This window comes from Teichococcus deserti (assembly GCF_001982615.1).
GTDB lineage: Bacteria > Pseudomonadota > Alphaproteobacteria > Acetobacterales > Acetobacteraceae > Pseudoroseomonas > Pseudoroseomonas deserti.
On the sequence record NZ_MLCO01000223.1, the window covers coordinates 1 to 7,424 of the forward strand.

Genomic DNA, 7,424 nt, shown 5'->3' on the forward strand with positions numbered 1-7,424 from the left:
GGCTTGAAGGCGCCCCCGCCGCGCTGGGCGAGACGGTGGAGGCGCTCCGCGCCCGGCTCGGCTTCGCCGGCCAGCCCGAGCCGCTGGACGGCGCGCCCGAGGCCTCGCCGCTGCAAGCGCGGCTGCCGCTCGCCCCCGGCGTCATCGCCTATCTGGACCGCGAGGGCGTGGTCAGCGGCCTGCTGCTGGAAGACGGTTTTTCGGGCATGCTGGGCGGGGTGCGGTTGAGCCAGACTGCCAGCAGCGTGCTGCGCCGCCACGGCCCGCCGGCGCGCGAGGTGGCGCTCGCGGGCGGGATGCGCGGCCTGCTCTACGGGCATGAGGATGGCGCCGTGCCGCGCTTCGACATGCGCGGCGGCGCCGTGGTCGGGATGCTGCTGATCCGCTGAGGGCGATCACGCCCGGGGCGGCAGCTCCATCGCCCAGTCGACCTCCTGCTCGGCGGTGATCTTGAAGCCCAGCCGCTCGTAGAAGGGGAGCGCGCGGCTGCCCTTCAGCACCTCGATGCGCAGCGGCAGGTCCGGCCGCTCGTCCATGATCGCCAGCATCACCGCGCGGCCGAGGCCGGAGCCCTGCGCCGCCGGCTCCAGATAGAGCTGGCAGACCTCGCTATGGTCCTCGTGGTCATGCACCGAGACGCAGCCCAGCAGCGTGCCGTCGGGGGCCTCGATCAACCGGCTGGCCATGGGCGAGAAGCTGGCGCGCATCCGGCTGCGGCGCCGCGCCGGGTCCCAGCGGCCCAGCGCCTCCAGCTGCGGCCGCATGGTGCGGACCGAGAGCTCCAGCAGCCGCTCGAAATCCGCCTCCGCCGCCGGCTGGAAGCGGAAGGGCGGGAGGTCCCGCCCCTCCGGGGTCGTCACCTTACTTCAGGCCGGCGCAGAAGCGCTGGATGCGCGTGCAGGCCTCGGTCAGCGAGGCGTCGTCGGTCGCGTAGCTGATGCGGAAATGGCCCGGGAACATGAAGGCCGAGCCGTGCACGGCGGCGACGCCTTCCTCTTCCAGCAGCGCGGTGACGAAATCCTCGTCGGTCTCGATCTTGCGGCCCGCGGCGCTGGTCTTGCCCAGGCAGCCATGGATCGAGGGGAAGACGTAGAAGGCGCCCTCGGGCGTCAGGCAGTGGATGCCGGCCGCCTTGTTGAGCAGGCCGACGACCAGGTCGCGGCGGCGCTCATAGGCGACGCGCATGGCCTCGACGGAATCCTGCGGGCCGTTCAGCGCCTCGACGGCGGCCGCCTGGCTGATCGAGGAGGTGGCCGAGGTCGACTGGCTCTGCAGCTTGTCCATCGCCTTGGCCAGCTTCAGCGGGGCGCCGGCGAAGCCGATGCGCCAGCCGGTCATCGCCCAGGCCTTGGAGCAGCCGTTCATGGTGATGGTGCGGTCCTTCAACCGCGGCTCCACCTCGACGATGGTGCTGCACTTGAAGCCGCCATAGACCAGCTTCTCGTAGATGTCGTCGGTGAAGACCCAGACCTGCGGGTGGCGCAGCAGCACCTCGGCCAGGCCCTTCAGCTCGGCGGCCGAGTAGGCGGCGCCGGTCGGGTTGGACGGGTTGTTCAGGATCAGCCACTTGGTCTTCGGCGTGATCGCGGCCTCCAGCTGCTCCGGCGTCAGCTTGAAGCCCTGGTTCTGCCCGGCCGGCACGATCACCGGCTTGCCGTCGGCCAGCGCCACGATGTCCGGATAGGACACCCAGCACGGCGCCGGGATGATCGCCTCGTCGCCGGCGTTCAGCGTCGCCAGCATGGCGTTGAAGATCACCTGCTTGCCGCCGGTGGAGACGACGATCTCCTCCGCCGTGTAGTCGATGCCGTGCTCGCGCTTGAAGTACGCGGCGGCGGCCTCGCGCAGCGCCTTGGTGCCGGAGACGTCGGTGTAGCGCGTCTCGCCGCGCTCCATGGCCGCGATGGCCGCGTCCTTGATGTTGCGCGGCGTCTCGAAGTCGGGCTCGCCGGCCGAGAGGCTGATGATGTCGCGCCCCTCGGCCTTCAGCGCGCGCGCCTTGGCGGAAATGGCGATGGTCTGGGACGGCGAGATGCGGTCGAGCCGCTCGGCGGTCAGGGACATGGCGATGGCGATCCGGACAAAAAACGCGCCGACCCTACGCCCCCGTTTCCGGCCCGACAACCGGCAGCCGAGCGAATTGCGCACTGCCATACCAGACTTTGCTCCGCAGCATGGCCATGCTAGCCCAGGTCCCGAGGGAGCGTCCTTTCCTGCCGGAAGGAACGCCCATGACCAAGACATCCCCCGATACCGCCCCCCATCAGGCATTGCCCCATGGGTTGGCTGCGGCCGAGCTCGCGCTGTGCCTGGGCGCCCTGGCGCTCGGCGTCAGCGAGTTTGCCGCCATGGGGCTGCTGCCGCAGATCGCCGGCGACAGCGGGGCCGCCGTGCCCGAGGCCGGGCTGACCATCAGCGCCTATGCCATCGGCGTGGTGGTCGGCGCGCCGCTCTTCGCGCTGCTGCTGGCCCGCACCCCGCGCCGCGGGCTGCTGGTGGGGCTGGCGCTGCTGATCGGCTTGGGCAACCTGGCCAGCGCGCTGGGCCACGGGCTCTGGGGCATCTCGGCGGCGCGGCTGCTGGCCGGCCTGCCGCATGGCGCCTATCTGGGCACGGCAGCGATGGTGGTGGCCTCGCTCGCGCCGCCCGAGCGCCGCGCCAGCGCGGTGGCCCGCGTGCTGCTCGGCCTCAGCCTGGCCAATGTGCTGGGCGTGCCGCTGGCCACCTGGATCGGCCAGGCGGCCAGCTGGCGGCTGGCCTTCGGCATCGTCGCCGTCATCGCGCTCGTCTGCGCGATCCTGGTGCGCCTCTGCCTGCCGGCGATCGGCCCGGGGCCTGCGATCGGCGCCGGGCGCGAGGTGCGCGCCATGCTGCGGCCGCAGGTGCTGCTGGCGCTGGCCACCGCCGCCATCGGCTTCGGCGGCATGTTCTCCATCTACACCTACCTGGCGCCGACGCTGACCGAGGTGACGGGCCTGGCCGCGGCGCATGTGCCGCTGATGCTCGCCGTCTTCGGCTGCGGCATGATCTTCGGCAATCTGCTGGGCGGCTGGCTGGCGGATCGTGGGGTGATGCGGGCGATCGGCATCGCGCTGGCCGCGGGCGCCGTCGCCCAGTTCTGCTTCCTGTTCACCCCGGTCAGCGTGGTCGGCGTGACGCTGAACATCTTCCTGATCGGCGCCACCAGCATGGGGCTGACCCCGGCGCTGCAGACCCGGCTGCTGGACGTGGCGCCGGATGCGCAGATGCTGGCCTCCTCGCTGAACCACTCGGCCTTCAACATGGCCAATGCGCTGGGCGCCTGGCTGGGCGGGCTGGTGGTGGCCGGCTTCGGCTGGACGGCGACGGGCGGCATCGGCGCCGTGCTGACGCTGGCTGGCCTCGCCATCTTCGGGGTCGCGGTGATGCTGCAGCGGGCCGAGGCGGAGCAGCCCGTCGAAGCTTAATCCGCGCGGGTGCGGCGGCGGAGGCCTGCCTGCAGCAGCAGCGCCGCCGCCAGGGCGACACCCCCCAGCAGCAGGATGACGCAGGCCAGCGCATTGATCTCCGGCGTCAGGCCGAGGCGCAACATGGAGAAGACCTGCATCGGCAGGGTGGTGCCGGCGGGGCCGGAGACGAAGCTGGCCACCACCACGTCGTCCAGCGACAGGGTGAAGGCCAGCAGCCAGCCCGCCGCCAGCGACGGCGCCATCAGCGGCAGGGTGACGGTGCGGAAGGCGGTGGCGGGGGTCGCGCCCAGGTCGCGGGCGGCCTCTTCCAGTTCCGGCGCCAGCTCGGCCAGGCGCGCCTGGACCAGCACGGCGGCATAGGCGGCGCCGATGGTGGCATGGGCCAGCAGGATGGTGGTGGCGCCCCGCTCGGCCGGCCAGCCGAGGCCGGATTGCAGCAGCACGAAGAACAGCAGCAGCGCCAGGCCGATCACCACGTCGGGCAGCACCAGCGGGGCGCCGGCCAGCGCGCCGAAGATCGCCCGCCCGCGGAACGGCCCGCGCCGCGCCAGCACCCAGCCGAAAGTGCCGCCCAGCAGCACGGCGAGCGTCGCCGCACCGAAGGCGACGCGCAGCGACAGCAGCGCCGCCTCGACCAGGCGCTCATTGGCCGCCAGCACGCCGAACCAGCGCAGCGAGAACCCGCCCCATTGGAAGGGAATCCGGTCGGCGCTGAAGGCATAGCCTGCCAGCAGCAGCACCGGCATCCAGAGGAAGCCGAGGCCCAGGGCCAGGAAGACGGCGGTCAGCCTTCCGCGGCTCATCGGCGGGTGCCTAGGCGCTGGAACAGGCGGATCGGCGCCAGCAGCAGCGCCAGCAGCAGCACGGCGAGGGCCGCCGCCGTCGGCCAGTCGCGGTTCTGGAAGAATTCCTGCCACAGCACCCGGCCGACCATGGGCGTCCCCGGGGGCCCGAGCAGCTCGGGGATCACGTATTCCCCTGCCGCCGGGATGAAGACGAGAAGGAAAGCCGCCGCCGCGCCGGGGATGGCCAGCGGCAGGGTGACGCTGAAGAAGACGGTCCAGGGGGTGGCGCCGAGATCGGCCGCGGCTTCCTCCAGCACGGGGTCGCGCCGCGACAGCGAGGCATAGAGCGGCAGCACGGCAAACGGCAGATAAGCGTGCAGCATGCCGAGGAACAGCGCCGGCCAGGAATAGAGCAGCGGCAGCGGCGCGCTGATCAGGCCGAGGTTCTCCAGCACGGTATTGACCCAGCCCTCGTCGCGCAGCAGGCCGATCCAGGCGCCGATGCGCGGCAGGAAGCCGGTCCAGAAAGGCAGCAGCAGCGCAAACAGCAGCGGCCCGCGCCAGGTGGGCCGCGCCCGGGTCAGGCCCAGCGCCATGGGGAAGGCCAGCAGCAGGCAGAGCGTCGCGGCGCCCCCGGCCACCAGCAGCGCGCCGCCCAGGGACTCGACATAGAACCCGTCGGTCAGGACAAGCGAGAAGGCATCGAGGCTGATGCCGCCGATCCAGGGCAGGTCGAAAGGCGGCACGCCCTCGGCGGCGGTGGAGATGGCGAGGACCAGCACCACCAGCAGCGGCGCGGCCACGAAACCGGCCAGCCAGGCGCCGCCCGCCAGCGGCAGCAACCGCCGCATCAGCTGTGCAGCGGCACCAGCGCCGCCGCCTCCCAGCCCAAAGCGATGCGGCTGCCGCGCTCGGGGGGCGGGCCGTCCTCCTCGGCATGGCCGACGCGCAGCAGGGCGCCGCCGGAGGCCCGCACCAGCAGCAGGCTGTCATCGCCGCGGAAGGCCACGTCCTCGACGATGCCGTCGAAGCTGTTGGGGCGGTCGGCATGCGCCAGATGGGCGATGCGCTCCGGCCGCAGCGCGCAGGCGCGGCAATCGGCGGGGATGGCGACAGCGGGACGCAGCGTCACGCCGAGCCCGGGGCAGTCGAAGCCGCCCTGCCCGTCCGGCATCCCCTCCAGCACATTGGCGCCGCCCAGGAAGCCGGCGACGAAGCGGGTGGCGGGCTGGTCATAGACGGCGCGCGGCGGGCCCAGCTGCACCAGCCGCCCGCCTTCCAGCACGGCGACGCGGTCGGCCAAGGCCAGCGCCTCCTGCTGGTCATGCGTGACCATGATGAAGGCGGCCCCCGTCTCGCGCTGCAGGGCCCGGAGTTCAAAGCCGGTGCGCTCACGCAGATTGGCGTCCAGCGCGCCCAGCGGCTCGTCCAGCAGCAACAGCCGCGGACGCTTCACCAGGGCGCGGGCCAGCGCGACCCGCTGTCGCTGGCCGCCCGACAGCTTTTGGGGAGATCGCCCGCCGAAGCCCTCCAGCCCGACCATGGCCAAGGCCTGCTCGACGCGTCGGGCACGTTCCGGCTTGGCGACGCCGTCGCGCTTCAAACCATAAGAAACATTGTCGGCGACGGAGAGATGCGGGAACAGCGCATAGGACTGGAACATCATGTTCAGCGGCCGCGCATGCGGCGGCAGCGGCGCCAAATCGCGGCCTTCCAGCAGGATCTTTCCTGAATCCGCCGCCTCGAAGCCGGCGATCACCCGCAGCAGGGTCGACTTCCCCGAGCCCGAGCCGCCGAGCAGCGTCAGGAACTCACCGGCGGCGACGGCGAGGTCGAGATGGTCCAGCGCCAGCGTCGCGCCGAAGCGCTTGCTCAGCCCCTGCAGCGACAGCAGCACCTCAGCGACCGGCCTTGAACCGGCCCCAGCTGCGGCTGCGCGCCCGCTCGGCCGCCGGCGCCAGGGCATTGACGGTGAAGGTGCGGGTCAGCGCCTCGGCCGTCGGATAGACGTTCGGGTCGTCGCGCACCGCGGCATCGACCATCGGGCGCGAGGCCGGGATGGCATTGGGATAGCGCACCTGGTTGGTGATGCCGGCCATGACGTCGGGCTGCAGCAGGAAGTCGATGAAGCGCTGCGCCGCTTCCGGGTTCGGCGCATCGGCCGGGATGGCCAGCATGTCGAACCACAGCTGCGCGCCTTCCTTCGGCGCGACATAGCCGATCTGCACGCCGCGCCCGGCCTCCCGCGCGCGGGCCTGGGCCTGGATGACGTCGCCGCTATAGGTCAGCACGACGCAGTATTCGCCATTAGCCAGGGCGTCCATCAGGTTGCCGCTGGCGGTGATGGCGCGGATCTGCGGGCGGATCGCCAGCAGCGCGTCCTCGGCGGCGCGCAGGTCGCGCGGCTCGGTGGTGTTGGGGTCGCGGCCGAGCCAGCGCAGCACGCTGGGCATCACGTCGATCGAGGAATCCATCACCGCGATGCCGCAGCGCGCCAGGCGCCGGGCATTCTCCGGCTTCAGCAGCAGGTCCAGGCTGTCGAGCGGCGCGTCGGGGGCGAATTCGCGCAGCTTGTCCGGCCGGATGCCCAGCCCGATCGTGCCGTAGAGATAGATGGCGCCATGCCGGTTGCCGGGATCGGAGCTTTCCACCTGGCGCAGCAGCGCGGGGTCCTGGTTGCCCCAGTTGCGGATCGCCGCCCGGTCCAGCGGCCGCAGCGCACCGGCGCGGACCAGCCGGGAGAAGCTGGGCTCGCTGGTCGGCACCACCACGTCATAGCCGGAGCGCCCGGCGGAGAGCTTGCCCTCCAGCGTCTCCAGACTGTCGAAGACGTCGTAGCGCACGCGGATGCCGGTCTCGCGCTGGAAGCGGGCGATGGCATAGGGGTCGATGTAGTCCGACCAGTTGTAGACGTTCAGCACCGTCTGGCCCGGCGCCGGCGCGGCGGGCGGGCTGGCCTGCTGGGCGGCGGCGCTGCCGGGCTGCAGGGCCAGGAAGGGGGCCGCCAGAACAGCGGCGGCGAGCAGGCGGCGAAGCATGCGGTCATTCCTGGGGGCTGGAGGGGCGGCGGCGCCGAAGCGCAGAAACCTACGCGCCGTCCGGCCGCCGGTCCACGGCGCAAGAACGCTGCCAACGGGATCGTCGCCATAATAGGATTTTTTTCTTGACGTCGATAGATAACGTATTTAAT

Annotated in this window: 8 protein-coding genes; 2 read left to right on the forward strand and 6 right to left on the reverse strand. The window is 71.9% G+C overall.

What is annotated here, in order from left to right; all coding sequences use genetic code 11:
- Positions 1–389, forward strand: a 389-nt coding sequence (locus BKE38_RS32280) for a hypothetical protein (RefSeq protein ID WP_165694246.1), incomplete at its 5' end; no start/stop codon positions are given.
- Between the two features lie 6 nt (positions 390–395).
- Here the strand turns inward: BKE38_RS32280 and BKE38_RS20830 are convergent.
- Positions 396–860 (reverse strand): GNAT family N-acetyltransferase, encoded by a 465-nt coding sequence (locus BKE38_RS20830; RefSeq protein ID WP_076959166.1) that lies wholly within the window; start codon positions 858–860, stop codon positions 396–398.
- 1 nt (position 861) lies between these two features.
- Positions 862–2,064, reverse strand: a complete 1,203-nt coding sequence (locus BKE38_RS20835; RefSeq protein WP_076959167.1) for a pyridoxal phosphate-dependent aminotransferase — start codon at positions 2,062–2,064, stop codon at positions 862–864.
- A gap of 167 nt (positions 2,065–2,231) precedes the next feature.
- Between BKE38_RS20835 and BKE38_RS20840 the strand changes: the two genes are divergently transcribed.
- Positions 2,232–3,446: an MFS transporter gene (locus BKE38_RS20840; protein WP_242662513.1), complete on the forward strand. Its 1,215-nt coding sequence runs from the start codon at positions 2,232–2,234 to the stop codon at positions 3,444–3,446.
- Here BKE38_RS20840 and BKE38_RS20845 read toward each other — a convergent pair.
- From BKE38_RS20845 to BKE38_RS20860, 4 genes are read right to left on the reverse strand one after another with little or no spacing between them, the layout of a single operon-like run.
- Positions 3,443–4,252 (reverse strand): ABC transporter permease subunit, encoded by an 810-nt coding sequence (locus tag BKE38_RS20845; RefSeq protein WP_076959168.1) that lies wholly within the window; start codon positions 4,250–4,252, stop codon positions 3,443–3,445. The genes BKE38_RS20840 and BKE38_RS20845 overlap by 4 nt on opposite strands.
- Positions 4,249–5,085 (reverse strand): ABC transporter permease, encoded by an 837-nt coding sequence (locus BKE38_RS20850; protein ID WP_076959169.1) that lies wholly within the window; start codon positions 5,083–5,085, stop codon positions 4,249–4,251. The genes BKE38_RS20845 and BKE38_RS20850 overlap by 4 nt, the downstream gene beginning before the upstream one ends.
- Complete coding sequence (locus BKE38_RS20855; protein WP_242662514.1) at positions 5,085–6,131, reverse strand: ABC transporter ATP-binding protein; 1,047 nt, start codon at positions 6,129–6,131, stop codon at positions 5,085–5,087. The genes BKE38_RS20850 and BKE38_RS20855 overlap by 1 nt, the downstream gene beginning before the upstream one ends.
- A 1-nt stretch (position 6,132) precedes the next feature.
- On the reverse strand, positions 6,133–7,272 hold the full coding sequence (locus tag BKE38_RS20860; protein ID WP_083747733.1) for a polyamine ABC transporter substrate-binding protein: 1,140 nt from the start codon (positions 7,270–7,272) through the stop codon (positions 6,133–6,135).
- Positions 7,273–7,424 lie beyond the last annotated feature (152 nt).

Coding starts and splice junctions, on each gene's coding strand:
- BKE38_RS20835 (WP_076959167.1), bottom strand. CDS start 2,064: ATGTCCCTGACCGCCGAGCGGCTCGACCGCATCTCGCCGTCCCAGACC.
- BKE38_RS20850 (WP_076959169.1), bottom strand. CDS start 5,085: ATGCGGCGGTTGCTGCCGCTGGCGGGCGGCGCCTGGCTGGCCGGTTTC.
- BKE38_RS20840 (WP_242662513.1), top strand. CDS start 2,232: ATGACCAAGACATCCCCCGATACCGCCCCCCATCAGGCATTGCCCCAT.
- BKE38_RS20860 (WP_083747733.1), bottom strand. CDS start 7,272: ATGCTTCGCCGCCTGCTCGCCGCCGCTGTTCTGGCGGCCCCCTTCCTG.
- BKE38_RS20845 (WP_076959168.1), bottom strand. CDS start 4,252: ATGAGCCGCGGAAGGCTGACCGCCGTCTTCCTGGCCCTGGGCCTCGGC.